At 62.5% G+C, this 15,038-nt stretch carries 16 protein-coding genes; 2 read left to right on the plus strand and 14 right to left on the minus strand.

Features of this window, described 5'->3' with window-relative positions; translation table 11 throughout:
* Positions 1 to 37 precede the first annotated feature (37 nt).
* From SR908_RS09100 to pcnB, 6 genes are all read right to left on the minus strand, one after another.
* Complete coding sequence (locus SR908_RS09100; RefSeq protein ID WP_246924046.1) at positions 38 to 1,075, minus strand: acyltransferase family protein; 1,038 nt, start codon at positions 1,073 to 1,075, stop codon at positions 38 to 40.
* 133 nt (positions 1,076 to 1,208) lie between these two features.
* Positions 1,209 to 2,390, minus strand: coding sequence for an acetyl-CoA C-acetyltransferase (locus SR908_RS09105; protein ID WP_246924043.1), 1,182 nt, complete (start codon positions 2,388 to 2,390; stop codon positions 1,209 to 1,211).
* Positions 2,391 to 2,548: 158 nt separating this feature from the next.
* Positions 2,549 to 3,400, minus strand: coding sequence for a pantoate--beta-alanine ligase (panC, locus tag SR908_RS09110; RefSeq protein ID WP_246924040.1), 852 nt, complete (start codon positions 3,398 to 3,400; stop codon positions 2,549 to 2,551).
* A complete protein-coding gene (panB, locus tag SR908_RS09115) occupies positions 3,400 to 4,191 on the minus strand; it encodes a 3-methyl-2-oxobutanoate hydroxymethyltransferase (protein ID WP_246924038.1) in 792 nt (263 codons plus the stop codon). The genes panC and panB overlap by 1 nt, the downstream gene beginning before the upstream one ends.
* Positions 4,192 to 4,302: 111 nt before the next feature.
* Positions 4,303 to 4,803 (minus strand): 2-amino-4-hydroxy-6-hydroxymethyldihydropteridine diphosphokinase, encoded by a 501-nt coding sequence (folK, locus tag SR908_RS09120; RefSeq protein ID WP_246924035.1) that lies wholly within the window; start codon positions 4,801 to 4,803, stop codon positions 4,303 to 4,305.
* Positions 4,784 to 6,199: a polynucleotide adenylyltransferase PcnB gene (gene pcnB, locus SR908_RS09125; RefSeq protein WP_246924032.1), complete on the minus strand. Its 1,416-nt coding sequence runs from the start codon at positions 6,197 to 6,199 to the stop codon at positions 4,784 to 4,786. Before pcnB ends, folK begins: the two co-directional genes overlap by 20 nt.
* Positions 6,200 to 6,601: 402 nt before the next feature.
* Here pcnB and SR908_RS09130 point away from each other — a divergent pair, with 402 nt between their 5' ends.
* Entirely contained in the window at positions 6,602 to 6,892 is a 291-nt protein-coding gene (locus tag SR908_RS09130; protein ID WP_179702974.1) for a hypothetical protein, read from the plus strand.
* 187 nt (positions 6,893 to 7,079) lie between these two features.
* Here SR908_RS09130 and SR908_RS09135 read toward each other — a convergent pair whose 3' ends face one another.
* The 3 genes from SR908_RS09135 to dksA form a co-directional block, all read right to left on the minus strand.
* On the minus strand, positions 7,080 to 8,444 hold the full coding sequence (locus SR908_RS09135; RefSeq protein WP_097021305.1) for a sigma-54-dependent transcriptional regulator: 1,365 nt from the start codon (positions 8,442 to 8,444) through the stop codon (positions 7,080 to 7,082).
* A 172-nt stretch (positions 8,445 to 8,616) separates the two neighbouring features.
* Positions 8,617 to 9,492, minus strand: a complete 876-nt coding sequence (gene gluQRS / locus SR908_RS09140) for a tRNA glutamyl-Q(34) synthetase GluQRS (protein WP_097021304.1) — start codon at positions 9,490 to 9,492, stop codon at positions 8,617 to 8,619.
* Positions 9,493 to 9,563: 71 nt separating this feature from the next.
* The gene (gene dksA / locus SR908_RS09145) at positions 9,564 to 10,001 is read right to left on the minus strand and encodes an RNA polymerase-binding protein DksA (protein WP_040239883.1); all 438 of its coding nucleotides are present in this window, start codon (positions 9,999 to 10,001) and stop codon (positions 9,564 to 9,566) included.
* Positions 10,002 to 10,247: 246 nt separating this feature from the next.
* Between dksA and sfsA the strand changes: the two genes are divergently transcribed.
* Positions 10,248 to 10,994, plus strand: coding sequence for a DNA/RNA nuclease SfsA (sfsA, locus tag SR908_RS09150; RefSeq protein ID WP_097021303.1), 747 nt, complete (start codon positions 10,248 to 10,250; stop codon positions 10,992 to 10,994).
* Between the two features lies 1 nt (position 10,995).
* On the opposite strand, the gene metW is transcribed toward sfsA, so the two are convergent.
* The 5 genes from metW to SR908_RS09175 are packed head-to-tail and all read right to left on the minus strand — an operon-like array spanning position 10,996 to position 15,024.
* On the minus strand, positions 10,996 to 11,595 hold the full coding sequence (gene metW, locus SR908_RS09155; protein ID WP_097021302.1) for a methionine biosynthesis protein MetW: 600 nt from the start codon (positions 11,593 to 11,595) through the stop codon (positions 10,996 to 10,998).
* Entirely contained in the window at positions 11,595 to 12,755 is a 1,161-nt protein-coding gene (gene metX, locus SR908_RS09160) for a homoserine O-succinyltransferase MetX (RefSeq protein ID WP_040239874.1), read from the minus strand. Before metX ends, metW begins: the two co-directional genes overlap by 1 nt.
* Positions 12,756 to 12,815: 60 nt before the next feature.
* Positions 12,816 to 13,406, minus strand: a complete 591-nt coding sequence (locus SR908_RS09165) for a YggT family protein (protein ID WP_246924029.1) — start codon at positions 13,404 to 13,406, stop codon at positions 12,816 to 12,818.
* A gap of 36 nt (positions 13,407 to 13,442) precedes the next feature.
* Positions 13,443 to 14,267, minus strand: a complete 825-nt coding sequence (proC, locus tag SR908_RS09170; RefSeq protein ID WP_097021300.1) for a pyrroline-5-carboxylate reductase — start codon at positions 14,265 to 14,267, stop codon at positions 13,443 to 13,445.
* 49 nt (positions 14,268 to 14,316) lie between these two features.
* Positions 14,317 to 15,024, minus strand: coding sequence for a YggS family pyridoxal phosphate-dependent enzyme (locus SR908_RS09175; protein ID WP_097021299.1), 708 nt, complete (start codon positions 15,022 to 15,024; stop codon positions 14,317 to 14,319).
* Positions 15,025 to 15,038 lie beyond the last annotated feature (14 nt).

A 15,038-nucleotide genomic window follows, 5' to 3' on the forward strand; every position in this document is an offset into this window, starting at 1 on the left:
CACCTTGGTGTACGGGGCTTTTTACGTTAGCGACGCGTCAAACTGAGTAGATGCTTGCGGCAGGAGACGAACGGCGCTGGAGCACCCACTGGCGCAAGCGGCGTGAAAGTCGTTTTTCGATGAACTCGAAACTGGCCCAAGACAACACGGCGATGAGCGGCAAGCAGATGGCCAGCGTCGCGTAGGGAGGAAGACCGACGTGTTCGCGTAAGGTGTATTGCGCCGTCCACAGCACGATCACATGAAGCAGGTAAGTCGAATAGGACCAGTCCCCCAGTGCCTTGATTACCCGATTTCCGGCGAATAATGGCTCCATGGAGATGAATGCGCTTAGCAACACCGCACTCGGCAAGCCCCAGGCGAGGAAGCGCGTCATGCCCTGGGGGTCATCGAACTGCATGAGCAGTGTGAATGCCCCCACGGCGATACTGGCCGGGAGCCAGCGTGCCTGGGGCAGCCAGTTGTGACGATACAGGATGCCGACCCCCAGCCCGAGCAAGAAGTTGTAGATGATCGGGTCATGGTAGAAGTCGCTCAAGAGTGGGCGCTCCGCGAGCCAAGCGCTGAGCGCGATCAGCACCAAGGCAAGTAGCCACAGGCGTAAATGCCGGTTGACCAGTAAGGAGCCTGCAAACACCAGATAGAACAGCATTTCGAAGTTAAGCGTCCATCCCACGGGTAATGTTGGATAGTATCCATAACCGGCGGGATTCTCGGTGGGCAGAAAGAAAAGCGACATTACCAGGCTTTTGAGGTCCAGCTCGTAGTCTGGCATGACATCCTGCGAGAGATAGATGATGCCTGCCGTGATGGCGGTATACAGCCAGTAGGCAGGCACGATGCGTGCTGCCCGCTGCAGGAGAAACTCCCCGCTGGAAGGTGCGCGGCGCGCGGTGGCGGCATAGATGACGAAGCCACTGATGATGAAAAAGATATCCACACCCATTTGGCCTCGGGTGGCGAGGAGGTGCTCGAAGGTATTGTTAGTATCGAAATCGAAAAAGACCTGCACGAAGTGGTGGAAGACGACCACCCATGCCGCAAACGCACGTAATGCCTGCACCGAGATCAACATACCGATGACATTTCCTGTTGAAACCAAGACGAATACGACGCCGCTTGGGCGTCGTAAACGGTTGGGCAGGCAGGATAATCGAAAAGTTCAACGGTTTGACGTAGGGTTACAAAACAGTGTTTTAGTCAGCATCTCACGGGCGTTCGATGGCCAGCGCCACGCCTTGTCCGCCGCCGATGCAAAGGGTCGCCAGGCCCTTTTTGGCATCGCGGGCGATCATCTCATGCAGCAGCGTCACCAGGATGCGGCAACCGGAGGCGCCGATAGGGTGCCCCAGCGCGATGGCGCCGCCATTGACATTGATCTTGGCCGGGTCCCATCCGAGTTCCTTATTGACGGCGAGTGCCTGGGCGGCGAAAGCCTCGTTGGCTTCGATCAAGTCCAGTTCATCGAGTGACCAGCCTGCGCGTTCCAGGCAGCGCCGCGTGGCGGGGGCGGGACCGATGCCCATGATTGCGGGGTCGACCCCGGCGTTGGCGTAGGCCTTGATCACCGCGAGGGGTTCGAGGCCAAGGGCTTTCGCTTTCTTGGCCGAGCAGAGCATGGTCACGGCGGCGCCATCATTGAGTGAGGAGGCATTGCCGGCGGTGACGGTGCCATCGCGCTTGAAGGCTGGGCGCATGCCGGCGAGCTGTTCGGCGGTCACACCTGCGCGAGGTCCTTCGTCGGTCGTGACGTGGAGTGAGTCGCCTTTACGCTGGGGGACCTCGACCGGCACGATTTGTCCGGCGAAACGGCCTTCTTCGATGGCCGCGGCCGCCTTTTGCTGGGACGCGGCGGCGAAGGCGTCCATGTCCTCGCGGGTGATGGCGTATTGGGTGGCAAGATTCTCGGCGGTAATCCCCATGTGAATATCGTTGAAGGCGTCCCACAAGCCGTCACGGATCATCGTGTCCACCGCCGTCCAGTCGCCCATGCGTTGGCCGGTACGAGAATTCGGCAGCACGTGCGGGGACAGCGACATGTTCTCCTGGCCACCGGCAATGATGAGCTCGGCGTCGCCACAGCGGATGGCCTGCGTGGCCAGATGCAGTGCCTTGAGGCCTGAACCACAGACCTTATTGATGGTCATAGCCGGTACGGCGGAGGGCAGCCCGGCGTTTATTGCCGCCTGGCGAGCGGGGTTCTGGCCGCATCCGGCGGCCAGCACCTGGCCCAGAAGCACCTCATCGACCTGTTCGGGCGCCACTCCGGTATGCGTGAGCAAGTCCGCGATGACCGTGGCGCCGAGCTGGGTCGCGGGGAGGCTGGCGAGCGCGCCGCCGAAACTGCCGATGGCGGTGCGCCGCGCCGCTACGATCACCACATCTTCCATGAGAGTCTCCTGTCAGCCTAGAGGGGCGATATCCTCAGGATAGGCGAGTCCCGTGTCGGGCGACAATCGGGTAATAGGTGTAGACCGTCGGTATGAGAGGGCTACTGGCCCGAGGTGGTGTGCATCGTATGAACCTCGTCGTGGTCTCGTGCCGGTACTCAGCGCGGCAAGCTGACCGGGAGATTGTCGATCAAACGCGTGGTACCCAGGTGCGCGGCGACGAGCAGTATCGTCTCGCGGGTATCCAGCGCGACGGGGCCCAGGTCCCAGGCGCGACGCAGTTCCAGGTAATCGGGTTTGAAACCATCTGCAGTGAGGCTCGCGAGCCCCTCGCGCAGTGCTGGCGCCGGGAGCTCGCCGCCTTGCAGTGCGTCACGCACCTGGCACAGGGTGCGATACAGCGCGGGGGCACGCTGGCGCTCCGCGGTGCTCAGATACGCGTTGCGAGAGGAGAGCGCCAGGCCGTCCTCGGCGCGCTGGGTGGGTACGCCGACGATGTCGATCGGGAAATGCAGGTCCTCCACCAATTTACGGATCACCGTCAATTGCTGGTAATCCTTGCGGCCGAAAAAGGCCGCGTCCGGCTGCACCAGGTTGAAGAGCAAGCTGACAACGGTGGCTACGCCATTGAAGTGCCCCGGGCGATTGGCACCGCACAGCCCTTCCGAGACGTCGGGCACGCTGACGTGCGTATGCGCCTCGAGGCCGTGCGGGTAGAGCGCCTCGGCACTGGGGGCGAAGACGATATCGCAACCGTGGCTCGCCAGTGCTTGGGTGTCGGCCTCGAGCGTTCGTGGATAGCGCTCGAAGTCCTCGCCGGCCCCGAATTGCAGGGGATTGACGAAGATGGTGGCGACCACCACATCGGCGTCACGGCGCGCGGCGTCGACCAGGGCCAAATGCCCGGCGTGCAGATTGCCCATGGTCGGCACCAGGGCAATGCGCTGGCCGTCGCGGCGTTGGGGGTCCAGGTGGGCACGCAATTCGGTGATGTCGTGCAGCGTCAACATCAAAAGCAATGCTCCTCGGCGGGAAACTGGCGTGTCTTGACGGCGTCGTGGTAGGCCGCGAACGCCGCTTGAATGCTGTCATGGCCGGCCAGGAAGTTCTTGGCGAAACGTGGCGGCCGCCCATGCGTCACGCCGAGGATGTCATGCATCACCAATATCTGGCCATCCACGTCGGGGCCTGCACCGATTCCGATCACCGGGACATCCACTGCATCGCGCACGGCGCGACCTAGCGCGGCAGGCACGCACTCGAGGAGGATCACCGAGGCACCGGCATCGACCAGCAAGCGGGCATCGTCGACGATGCGCTGGGCATCATCCTGTTCGCGGCCTTGTACCTTGTAGCCGCCGAACTGATGCACGCTCTGGGGCGTCAGGCCTAGATGTGCGCATACCGGAACGCCCCGCCGCGTGAGGGCGCGCACATCGTCATGCATCCAGCCCGCACCTTCGATCTTGACGAGCTCGGCGCCGGCTCGCATCAGGGCGCCGGCGTCGTGTAGTAGCCGGCTCGTATCGGCGTTGCTCATGAAGGGCAGGTCGACCATCAGCAGGCTGCGCTGCTTGCCGCGCGCCACGCAACGCGTGTGATAAAGGATATCGTCGAGCGTCACGGGAAGCGTGCTGGCATGACCCTGCAGCACCATGCCTAGCGAATCGCCCACCAGCAGCACATCGATACCGGCGTCGCCTGCATGTTGCGCGAACGAGGCATCGTAGGCTGTCAGGCAGCTGAACGGTTCGCTGGCACGCTTGAATGCATTGAGGTGGCTCAAGGTGACGGTTTTCATGAAACATTCCATGCTGTGGCGGCCCGCACGGGCTGGGGAAAGTGTTACTTCAAGTGTTACCTCAGAGTGCCGAGAGTGTGGATCGGTAACACATTGGGTGCAACTCGACTTTTAGGGAAGAAGACGGTGCAAGTCCGCACCATCGTGGTGCTTCGCCAGGGTGGCGCTGGTCTGTCCTGCAAGCGCTACATCGGGGGCGAGCTCCGCCAGGGGGACGAGTACGAAGCCCCGCTCGCACATAGCTGGATGGGGAAGCGTCAGGCGCGGTGTGTGCCATTCGAGATTCGCGTAGAGCAAGAGATCGAGATCCAGCGTGCGCGGCCCCCAATGGCGTTGGCGTATCCGGCGATGGCGCTGCTCTAGTGCCTGCAGTTGATCGAGCAAGGCCAGCGGTGAGAGTCGCGTGAATACGCGGGCAACGGCATTGATGAAGTCGGGTTGATCCTGGGGGCCCACCGGCGCGGAGGCATACAGCGAGGAATGCCCTGCCAAGTGGGTCAGCGGCAGGGCATCGAGCTCATTCAGAGCGCGCGATACATGCTCACGCGGCCTGTCCAGGTTGCTGCCCAGACCAACATAGGCCGCGACGAGATCACTCCTGGCGTCCGTCATTGCCATGCTCGGAGGACGGGTTGCGCCGCCGTCGGCGACGACGCTTGGGGCGGTCGGACGTGCCAGCCGGGGAGCCACTGGTCTTGGCGATCAGGCGTGCCTGCTCGTGGTCGTCGCCTTCCTGGAAGGCCGTCCACCAAGCACCGAGCCCGGGGTCGATTTCACCGGCACTTTCCCGCAGCAAGAGGAAGTCATAAGCGGCGCGGAAGCGCGTATGCTCCAGGGTTTGGAAGGCACGTTTGCCGCGACGCTTGGGCAAGCGTTGCTGAAGGTCCCAGATTTCCCGCATCGGCATGCTGAAGCGCTTGGGAATCGAGGTGTGCTGCAGTTGCCGCGAGATGCTTTGCTGCGAAGCGGTTTGCTGCGCGGGGATCGGCGGCATGCCGTCGCTCTCGAGGCGCTCGGCGCGTAGACGCATGCCGGGCCACAGTATGGCACCGTACAGAAACGCCGGAGTGACAGGACGTTCTTCCCGGATGCGCCGATCGGTATTGATCAAGGCCTGCTCGATCAGAGGCCTTGCCCACTCGCGTTCCGCGATAGCCTCTTCGGCCTCCGGGAACAGCATGGCGAATAGGCCATACTCGCGGAGTAGCTCGAAGGTGCGTAGTGCTTGTCCCGAAAGGAAGAGCTTGAGGACTTCTTCGAACAAGCGTGCCGGGGGAATCTGCAACAGCAAAGGCGCCAATTCGAGAATCGGCGTCTCGGTGCGCGGCTCGATATCGAAGTCCAGCTTGGCGGCGAAGCGCACGGCACGCAGCATGCGCACCGGGTCCTCGCGATAACGCACCTCGGGGTCGCCGATCAAACGCAGGGTGCGCTCTTCGAGGTCGTTTACGCCGTCGGCCCAATCGTGAATCGAGAAGTCGGCGATGTTGTAGTACAGCGCATTGACCGTGAAGTCGCGACGTAACGCGTCTTCCTCGATGGTGCCCCAGACGTTGTCACGCAGCAGCAAGCCGTCGTCGGATTGTTGAGAGTGCGTGGTGTCTTGATCGTCGCCGGGCCGCCCACGGAAGGTTGTGACTTCAATGACCTCGCGGCCGAAGCGTACATGGACGATACGGAAACGGCGCCCGATGATGCGTGAATTGCGAAATAGCGTGCGTATTTCTTCCGGTGTGGCATCGGTGGCGATGTCGAAGTCTTTGGGGACCTTGCCGAGCAGTGAGTCACGTACACAGCCACCCACCAGGTAGGCTTCATGCCCAGCATTGTGCAGACGATACAATACCTTGAGGGCGTTCTCGCTGAAGAGACGCCGCGATACGTCGTGCTGATCACGCGGGATGACGCGCAATGTGGGCGTGGAATGGCCGGAAGGCTGTTGGGCGCCAAACAGGGTCTTCAAACGTTCACCGGGGCGTTGGAGAAAGCGGGTAAATCCTTTGAACATGCGTCGTTAACGACTTGCGGAGAGCGAAGTGGCTAGTGTAAGCCGACACTCCTTGGCTTGCAAAGGATGTGGCGTGATGGGAAGCGAGAACAGGATGCCGTAGGAAGTAGGTGGGAATGCATGACATTAGAAAGGGGAGACCCGGTGGGCCTCCCCTAAGTATGCTGTGCAACGTCCTTGCTGCTATTTCTTCTTCGTGATGGCGCATCGCCTTGAATACGCACCACAGTCACCAATGAGATTCGGCAGGTAAGCAGTATTCTTGTTGTTGTGACTCTTCCCGCGTGGTGACCACCTCGTATTCAAAACAATAATCCAACCACGACGACATCATTTCTCCCGACGTTTTGTTGTTGTTGTCGGGATGCTTCGAGCGAGAGCATTGTTCTTGTTGGGTCTCGCATGAAGCGTCGCGTCCTGGTTCGGGTCCGGATCTCGACCATTTTATTGTTGTTGGCGGTCGACTCGCATTGCGTCTCGTTTGTTGTTGTTGGCGATTCGCTTGCGATGTTCCAGCCCGACGTTGTTGTATTTGTTGTTGCCGACATCGGGCTGAGCACCTGGGGCGTACGTTATTGTCATTGTTCGTGCGCCACGGGCGTCCGGCTGTTGTTTTTCTTGATCTATATGTTGCAGCGGCCGTGCCACCATTTGTTTTTTTCTTTTAAATCAGTGTTTTGTGGTTTTTTATGAAAGTTCCCGGCGTTTCGAAAGAGGGTGGTGTTACCTAAATTGCCGCATAACGGGGCATCTCTTGTGTGGGATGGTAACAACTGGTGCATCGGCCGCGTGTCGAGCGCGTATAGGGTCTCTAAAAAGGCCGGGAGATGCGCTTAGACCATAGTCGCGATAGGGAACAAAAAGACGCGTGATCGCGGCATCAATCCAGGCGGCGGGCATTTTTCTTGCGCGGGATGCCCAGGCGCTGGCGGCGCTCCCAGAGGCATTTGCGACTGATGCCCAGCTTCTGGGCCAGTTCGGTCTCGCTCATCTGTGCCTGGTGTTCGAGGACGAAATGCTGGAAGTAGTCTTCCAGAGAAAGGTCGTCGTCGAGCGCATCGTTTTCCTCGGTGGCCTCGGAAGGCTCGGGAGATGCAGGGAGCGGCTCCTGCCGGCGTTCCAGCGGCAGGCCGAGGTCATCGGGGTGGATCAGGTGGCCCTCGGCGAGAATGACGCCGCGTTCCAAGGCGTTTTCCAGCTCGCGCACATTGCCTGGCCAGGCGTAACCGAGGATGTCGCGGCGTGCGGCACGCGATAAGCGCAATCCCGGTCGTGCATGGCGGGTGCAAGCGCGCTCGAGCAGAACCTGGGCAATGGAGAGGATATCGTCGTCACGGTCGCGAAGCGGTGGCAGATCGATCTGCATGACATTGAGGCGATAGTAGAGGTCGAGCCTGAATCCGCCGCTGCGTGACAGAGAGTGCAGGTCACGATGCGTTGCCGCGATCAGGCGCACATCGACGTAGCGCGTTTCCACCGAGCCAATACGCCGGATCTCGCCTTCCTGAAGCACTCGCAGCAGGCGAGCTTGAGCGTCCAGAGGTAGCTCGCCGATCTCGTCGAGGAAGAGCGTGCCGCCATCGGCGGCTTCGACCAGGCCGGTGCGTGCGCTGTTGGCGCCTGTGAAAGCGCCCTTCTCGTGGCCGAAGAGCTCGGATTCGATCAGGGTCTCGGGAATCGCGGCACAGTTGACGCAGATCAGTGGTGCTTTGGTGCGGCGACTCTGGCGATGCAGGGCGCGCGCGACCAGCTCCTTGCCGGTGCCCGATTCGCCCTGCACGAGCACGGTGACGTCGGCGGGCGCCGTCTTGCGGATGCGCTCGTAGACGCGCTGCATGGCGACACACTCGCCGATCATGCCTCGAGGAACACCGCTAGGGGTGTCGCTTTCCTTGGGCGTTGGGCGTGACAGCACGCGTGACACGGTCGCCAGGACGTCATCGTCATCGACGGGCTTGGCGATACAGTCGACGGCGCCTTCCTTGAGCGCGACCACAGCCTTGCGCAGGCTGGCGTGGTCGGTCATGACCAATACCGGCGTCGGGGCGCTTAGCGCGAGCATCTGCGTGCCGTCTTCTCCCACCAGGCGCAGATCGCAGACCACCAGATCGAAGGTCTGCGGCGCCAGCGCCTGGGCGGCATCGAGGGATGCGGCGGTCGCGACGCGGTACGCCTGGCGTTCGAGCAGGTCCTTCAGGGCCTGACGCGGCGTGTCTTCGTTTTCGACGATCAGGATTCGGCTCATGGGCCTCATGGTCGCGTAAATGCATGGGGAGTGGCCGAACGTTGGCTCATGCGGCGCTCGGTTGGCTTGTATCCTGACGCCTGCCGGCTGGGCGAATCAAGCCAAGGGGCGTGCGACCATGGCATGACAAGCGTGCTGCCACGGCATCGGGTGCACGTGCGGGTGTGGACTTTCAGTGCTCGTTCGTTGCCATGTCACGCAGGCGCTCGGGGCGCCAGGCGTTGATGGCTGCGTCGAGCTGGTCGGCGACGCAGGCGTGTGCCATTTCGCGTGGCGGTTGCTGACCGAGTCGTTGCAAGGCGTGGTGCAGCGTGTGGCGGATGCCGGCTTCATCGGTCGGCAGCGCCGGGGCCAGGTTCTGCTTGGAGAGCTTCTGGCCGTTGTCGCCGAGTACCAAGGGAAGGTGTAAATAGCGCGGCACCGGGAACCCCAGCGCGTCCTGCAATTGACGCTGCCAGGGGGTGTTGTCGAGCAGGTCGGCGCCGCGCACCACATCGGACACGCCTTGGTCGGCGTCATCGACGACCACCGCGAGCTGATAGGCCCAGAGGTCGTCCTTGCGCTTGAGGACCACGTCGCCCAGCTCGGCGGGGTCGAAGCGTTGATGACCCAGGCGTCGGTCCTCCCATTCGACGGGACGCCGGCCAAGATCGCTGCGCAGCCGCCAGGCCAGGGAGCGCTCGGGATGCAGCGGCCCATGCCGACACCAACCGGGATAGATGGCATATTCGCGCCATTCCTTACGCGAACAGCTGCATGGATAGGCAAGCCCTAGCGCAGCAAGGCGTTCGAGCGCTGCCTGGTAAGCGGCGTGACGCTCGCTCTGATGGCGTACGGGGCCATCCCATGTCAGGCCGAAGGCATCCAATTGGCGGAGGATGGTCTCGGTGGTGCCTGTGGGGCAGCGTGGCGGGTCGATATCCTCGATACGCACGAGCCAGCGCCCTTTGGCGTGGCGTGCGTCGAGAAAACTCGCCAAGGCTGCCAGCAGCGATCCCAGATGCAGAGGTCCTGAGGGTGTCGGTGCGAAGCGACCGATATACGACATGAGTGACGTGACCCGCGCAATGACAAACGGGCACCCGAAGGTGCCCGTCGAGAGGAGATTCAGAAACGGCCTCAGCCGCCGAGTTGCTTTTCCTTGAGCTCCGCCAGCGTCTTGCAGTCGACGCAGAGTGTGGCGGTGGGGCGAGCCTCGAGGCGGCGGATGCCGATCTCGACGCCGCAGGCTTCACAGAAGCCGTAGTCGTCCTCATCGATATTTTCGATGGTCTCGTTGATCTTTTTGAGGAGCTTGCGCTCGCGGTCACGGGTACGCAACTCCAGGTTGAAGCCTTCTTCCTGGGTGGCACGGTCGGCCGGGTCGGCGAAGTTGTTGGCTTCTTCCTGCAGGTGGCGCACCGTGCGATCCACCTCTTCCATGAGCTCCTGTTTCCAGATGAGCAGGATTTGGCGGAAGTGCGCGAGCTGCTGCTCGTTCATGTATTCTTCACCCGGCGCCGGTTCGTACGGGGTGAATTTTTTCGGCGCTTCCGATTTGATTTCCGCTACTGGCATGGGACTGCCTCATTACGCAAGTGACTTGGGCCGATGCCTGGCCAGGGTAGGGCTTGGGCGCCCGCCCGAAGCCTTGCTTATTTAGCGGAAAAGTGCAGGCTTTGCAACCATTCTCGGCGATAAAATGACATGTTCTGACCTTGATCAAGGCGCTGGAGCACGCGCATTACGCGGCCATGCGGCCGCTAGCGCGAGAATGTGATTTTTTGTCCCACGGTGAGACGCGTTAGCAGTCCAAGAGGGAAGATGGAATACACGCAACTGACGTCCGGTATTCTGATGCGTCGTTACAAGCGCTTTCTGGCCGATGTGCGCTTGGCGTCGGGCGAGGAGGTGGTCGCGCACTGCCCCAATACCGGTTCCATGCGAGCGGTCAACGTCCCGGGGTGTCGTGTCTGGCTCTCGCCGAGTCGTAATCCCGCACGCAAACTGGCCTGGACCTGGGAATGGATCGAGCTACCCATGCCCGGCGCGGCGCCAGCCCTGGCGTCGGTACACACCGGGCGTGCCAATGCGTGGGTCGAGGAAGCCCTGTGCACTGGGCGTATCGCCGAGCTGGCGGGGTATACGGCGCTTAAGCGGGAGGCGAAGGTCGAAGGCGCACGGCTCGATTTTCGCCTTACCGATGCGCGGCAAACGACCCATCTCGAAGTCAAGCAGGTGACGCTGCGTGAAGACGACGGCCATGGCTATTTTCCCGACTCGGTCAGCGAGCGTGGTCGGCGGCATCTGGAGAGCCTGGCGGCGCGGGTCGCGCTGGGTGAGCGCGCGGTTCTCCTGTTTTGCGTGGCACACACCGGGATCGACACCGTCGCACCTGCTGCGCACCTCGATCCGGCCTATGCCGAAACGCTACGTCGCGTCGCCGCTCAGGGCGTGGAGGTGCTGGCGTATGGTGTCAGTGTCACCCGGGACACTGCCGGTGTTCCCTGTCAGGCGATGTTGACCCGACGGCTACCGGTGGGTCTCGAGCGGCTGCCGCCGAGTGCCTGAGTCAGCGTGAGGCACGGGTTATACGGAAAATCGCTGTTTCACCGCACAGGTTAGGCCACAGCCGCGAGCTCCAGTGTGGTTCGTGATCGCCGTTGCCGACGCGTTGATCGACGATGGTCAGGCCCTTGTCGCGGCACAGCTGACCGAAGTCGCGAAACGTCGATAGGTGGATGTTGGGCGTGTCGTACCAGGCATGTGGCAGCGACTTGGACACTGGCATGCGGCCCTGAATGCCAAGATAGAGACGGTGGCGCCAGTAGGCGAAGTTGGGGAAGGCGATGATGCATTCCCGGCCCACGCGCAGCATTTCATCGAGGGTGCGGTCCGGGCGCTGCAGGGCCTGAAGCGCCTGGGTCATGATGACCAGGTCATAGGCGTCATCCTCGACGTTGCTCAGGCCGTCGTCGATGTCCTGTTCGATGACGCTCACTCCGCGCTCTATGCAAGCGGTGATGCCGTCGGGGTCGATCTCCAGGCCATAGCCGACGACCTGCTTGTCACGCGCCAGGGCGGCAAGCAGTTTGCCGTCGCCGCAACCCAGGTCGAGCACACGCGCACCCTGCGGGACCCAATCATGGATCAGTTTGAGATCGGCGCGCATCAGGTCGTCTCCTCGAGCTGCAGGTCGCGGGCGGCGCGACGCATGAAGCCGCCGAATACCGCTTCGTAACGCGGATGCGGTAGCAGGAATGCATCGTGGCCATGGGGCGAGTCGATACTGGCGTAGCTGACGGTCTTGTCGGCGCGCATCAGGGCGTCGACCAGTTCTCTCGAACGCGGCGGTGCGAAGCGCCAGTCGGTGGTGAAGCTGACCACCAGGAACGGGCATTGTGCTGGCGCCAGCGCCGTGGCCAGATCGCCGCCGTGCAGGGCGGCCGGGTCGAAGTAATCCAGTGCCTTGGTCATCAGCAAATACGTATTGGCATCGAAGCTGGTGGAAAACGTATCGCCCTGGTGACGCAGATACGATTCGACCTGGAACTCCACGTCATAGCCGAAGTTGAGCTGATCGGTGCGCAGGTCACGGCCGAACTTGGCCCCCATCGAATGCTCGGACAGATAGGTGATATGGCCGATCATGCGGGCCAGCTTGAGGCCACGCTTGGGCACCGTTCCGTGCTCCTCATACCAGCCGTCATGAAAGTCGGGGTCCGAGCGAATCGCCTGGCGGGCGACCTCGTTGAAGGCGATGTTCTGCGCCGAGAGACGCGGCGTGGCAGCGATGACCACGGCATTGGCGATGCGCTCAGGATACGCCATCGTCCATTGCAGCACCTGCATGCCGCCAAGGCTGCCGCCGACCACGGCGGCAAAGCGTTCGATGCCCAGCCGATCGGCCAGGCGGGCCTGGCTGTGCACCCAGTCGGCCACCGTCAAGACCGGGAATGCCGGCCCCCAGGCGCGCTGTGTCTCGGGGTTGGTCGAGGCGGGGCCGGTACTGCCGTGGCAGCCGCCGAGGTTGTTGAGCGAAACGACGAAGAAGCGATCGGTGTCGATCGCCTTGCCGGGGCCGATATAGGCGTCCCACCAGCCGGGCTTGCGGTCTTCCATGCTGTGGAAGCCTGCCGCGTGATGATGGCCGGAAAGCGCATGGCAGATCAGCACCGCGTTATTGCGTTCGGCGTTGAGCGTGCCATACGTTTCGTAGACCAGCGTGTAGTCGGACAGTGTCTTGCCGCCGGCCAGAGCCAGCGGGGTATCGAAGTGCGCCGTTTGCGGCGTGACCAGACCGACCGAGTCGGGAGGTAGCGTATCGGGCATCGTGTGTGTCGGTTTCCGTGTCCAGCGTGGGGCGCGCAACGGCGCCAGGGTCGTGAATGTTCAGAATCCTACCAGTATGCCGGGCAAACCCGCTGCACGGGCCAAGGCGCCGACGATAAGACTATCGAACAGGCTGATGGCGATGAACACCACGATCGGCGACAAGTCGATCATGCCCAGCGGGGGGATGACCTTGCGTACCGGGGCCATGATCGGTTCGACCAATTGGTGGACGAGAATGGCGCCGGGATGGCTGGCCTGCGGCGCGACCCAACTGAGAATGATCATGATGATCAGGGCAAAGAAATAGATGTCGAGGATGGCGCTCAACACCCCGGCCAGAGCCGCCACCAACACGCCCTGAATCGGCGGCATGCCGATGCCGGCGAGCTTGAGCAGCACGAAGATGGTGATGCCCTTGATCAACAAACCCGCGACCAGCGAGGCGGGATCGAAACGTCCACGCGGGCGGAAGATGCGCTGCAACGGCGCAACCACCGGACGCGTGGCCCTGATCACTGCCTGACTGACAGGGTTGTAATAATCGGCGCGCGAAAACTGCAGCAGAAAGCGCAGCATCAAGACGAACAGATACACATTGATTAGTGTGTTGACCAGCATCAAGCCGGCGCTTCCCATTTGGCTGCCCATGGGGCTCCTCCGTGTCGAATGGGTGAAAGGGGGGTGTCAGTCGCGGCTCAGTTCGTCGGCCAGTTCACGGGCGCGTGTCGCGCAGGCTTGCGTCGCATTTTCGAATAGCTGACGCAGGCCGTCATCCTCGAAGCTATTGATGGCGCGTTCGGTGGTGCCGTTGGGCGAGGTCACGCGGCGGCGCAATTCAGCTGGCTCGAATTCACTTTCGCGGGCCATGCTGGCCGCGCCGTAGGCGGTCTGCAGGGCCAGGCGGCGGGCGCTGTCGGCGGGCAAGCCGAGCTTCTTGCCGGCGTCCTCGAGCGCTTCCATGATCAAAAAGAAATACGCGGGTCCGCTACCTGACACGGCAGTGACCGCCTCGAGCAACGTCTCGTCGGCGACCCATTCCACGAGCCCTACGGTTTCCAGCAGCGAGGTGGCTAACTGCTTGTGCTCCTCGCTGACGCGGGCGTTGGCGTAAAGCCCCGAGGCGCCCTGACCGACCAGGCTGGGGGTGTTGGGCATGCAGCGGATCACGGCCATGTTACCGCCCAGCCAGGTATCTAGCGTCTCGGCACTCAAGCCGGCGGCCACGGAGACGATCAGTGGGCGTTGACGCTGTACGCTATCGCGCAATTCGTGACATACCTCGCGCATGGCCTGCGGTTTGACAGCCAGAACCACGACATCCGCGTTTTCGACGGCCGCGTTGTTGTCGGAGGTGGTGTGGACGCCATAGCGCGATGCGAGCGCGTCGAGTGTCTGGGCGCCGCGTGCGGTGGCGGTGATGGCCTCGGCGGGATAGCCGCCTTCGATCATGCCGCCAAAAATGGCGCTGGCCATGTTCCCGGCGCCTATGAATGTGACTTGGCTTGTCATGAGGTCTCCTGAAGTGTCGCGGCGAAACAATGGGTTAAGGGCAAGGCGATCAGGGGCGCGGCGCGCGGTTCCCGAAAATGGCCGTGCCCAGACGGACCAGGGTGGCACCTTCGAGAACGGCGGCCTCGAGATCGCCGCTCATGCCCATCGATAAGGTATCCAGGGGCGCCTGGGGGTGTCGCTGGCGGAGCATTTCGAGCAAGGAGCGCAACTCGGCGAAGGGTCGCCGTTGGGCCGCCGGGTCGTCGCTCGGTGCGGGCAGTGTCATCAAGCCGCGCAGCCGCAGGCGTGGCAGCGCCACCACGGCGTCGGCCAGTGCCGGCAAGGCCTCGGGCGTCACACCTGACTTGCTGGCTTCGCCGCTGACGTTGACTTGCAGGCAAACATTCAGCGGCTCCAGCGCTGCTGGGCGCTGCGCGTCGAGGCGTGTGGCGATGCGTGCGCGGTCGATGGTATGTACCCACTGGAAGTGTTCGGCCACCGCGCGGGTCTTGTTGGATTGCAAAGGGCCGATGAAATGCCAGACGATACCCTCGAGATCGTCCAGCGAGGCCTGTTTGTCGAGCGCTTCCTGAAGATAGTTCTCGCCGAATGCGCGCTGCCCCGCAGCGAAGGCCTGGCGCACGCTGGCTGCAGGTTGTGTCTTGCTCACGGCCAACAGGCAGGCGTCCTCGCCGTCACGCCCCGCGCTCGCCAGGGCGTGGGTCAAACGCTGGCGAGCGCGTTCGAGGGATTCGGCGATGGTGACATCTGGCATACTGGGAAACCCTG

Source organism: Chromohalobacter canadensis (assembly GCF_034479555.1).
Classification (GTDB): Bacteria; Pseudomonadota; Gammaproteobacteria; order Pseudomonadales; family Halomonadaceae; genus Chromohalobacter; species Chromohalobacter canadensis.

What these genes read in the sequence shown, in the direction of transcription:
- SR908_RS09100 (WP_246924046.1), bottom strand. Translation starts at nt 1,075, where the DNA reads ATGTTGATCTCGGTGCAGGCATTACGTGCGTTTGCGGCATGGGTGGTC.
- SR908_RS09105 (WP_246924043.1), bottom strand. Translation starts at nt 2,390, where the DNA reads ATGGAAGATGTGGTGATCGTAGCGGCGCGGCGCACCGCCATCGGCAGT.
- panC (WP_246924040.1), bottom strand. Translation starts at nt 3,400, where the DNA reads ATGTTGACGCTGCACGACATCACCGAATTGCGTGCCCACCTGGACCCC.
- panB (WP_246924038.1), bottom strand. Translation starts at nt 4,191, where the DNA reads ATGAAAACCGTCACCTTGAGCCACCTCAATGCATTCAAGCGTGCCAGC.
- folK (WP_246924035.1), bottom strand. Translation starts at nt 4,803, where the DNA reads ATGACGGACGCCAGGAGTGATCTCGTCGCGGCCTATGTTGGTCTGGGC.
- pcnB (WP_246924032.1), bottom strand. Translation starts at nt 6,199, where the DNA reads ATGTTCAAAGGATTTACCCGCTTTCTCCAACGCCCCGGTGAACGTTTG.
- SR908_RS09130 (WP_179702974.1), top strand. Translation starts at nt 6,602, where the DNA reads ATGAAGCGTCGCGTCCTGGTTCGGGTCCGGATCTCGACCATTTTATTG.
- SR908_RS09135 (WP_097021305.1), bottom strand. Translation starts at nt 8,444, where the DNA reads ATGAGCCGAATCCTGATCGTCGAAAACGAAGACACGCCGCGTCAGGCC.
- gluQRS (WP_097021304.1), bottom strand. Translation starts at nt 9,492, where the DNA reads ATGTCGTATATCGGTCGCTTCGCACCGACACCCTCAGGACCTCTGCAT.
- dksA (WP_040239883.1), bottom strand. Translation starts at nt 10,001, where the DNA reads ATGCCAGTAGCGGAAATCAAATCGGAAGCGCCGAAAAAATTCACCCCG.
- sfsA (WP_097021303.1), top strand. Translation starts at nt 10,248, where the DNA reads ATGGAATACACGCAACTGACGTCCGGTATTCTGATGCGTCGTTACAAG.
- metW (WP_097021302.1), bottom strand. Translation starts at nt 11,595, where the DNA reads ATGCGCGCCGATCTCAAACTGATCCATGATTGGGTCCCGCAGGGTGCG.
- metX (WP_040239874.1), bottom strand. Translation starts at nt 12,755, where the DNA reads ATGCCCGATACGCTACCTCCCGACTCGGTCGGTCTGGTCACGCCGCAA.
- SR908_RS09165 (WP_246924029.1), bottom strand. Translation starts at nt 13,406, where the DNA reads ATGGGCAGCCAAATGGGAAGCGCCGGCTTGATGCTGGTCAACACACTA.
- proC (WP_097021300.1), bottom strand. Translation starts at nt 14,267, where the DNA reads ATGACAAGCCAAGTCACATTCATAGGCGCCGGGAACATGGCCAGCGCC.
- SR908_RS09175 (WP_097021299.1), bottom strand. Translation starts at nt 15,024, where the DNA reads ATGCCAGATGTCACCATCGCCGAATCCCTCGAACGCGCTCGCCAGCGT.